Raw genomic sequence first — 263 nt, 5'->3', positions numbered from 1 at the left:
CTGTTATGCGTGGCGTTGAGAATATACCCGTCCACCAGGGTAGTGAGCGATGAAGGCCCTTTTTGAAGCGGTATCAGCACCAGATTAATATTACGGTCTTCGCAGCGGGTCGCGACGCCGCGCATCAGGCTGACGTCATGCGGATCGATAAAAACATAGCTCATGGCATCGTTAAAAATGACGCCTATGGCCCCGGATTTTCCGGTGCGTAAAGCCCGGGCGAGTTTATCCGGCCCCTGAAATCCAACCTGACGGGCGTACCC

Annotated in this window: 1 protein-coding gene; it reads right to left on the bottom strand. The window is 54.8% G+C overall.

Annotated features, from left to right (window positions below; translation table 11 throughout):
* The coding region (locus RG959_RS24360; RefSeq protein ID WP_369335206.1) for a helix-turn-helix transcriptional regulator at positions 1–263 on the bottom strand (263 nt) is incomplete at both ends.

The organism is Domibacillus sp. 8LH, assembly GCF_038806185.1.
Taxonomy (GTDB): Bacteria; Bacillota; Bacilli; order Bacillales; family Domibacillaceae; genus Domibacillus; species Domibacillus indicus_A.
The sequence above is the reverse complement of the archived record's forward strand: the minus strand, read 5'-3'. Positions and strand labels throughout refer to the sequence as shown.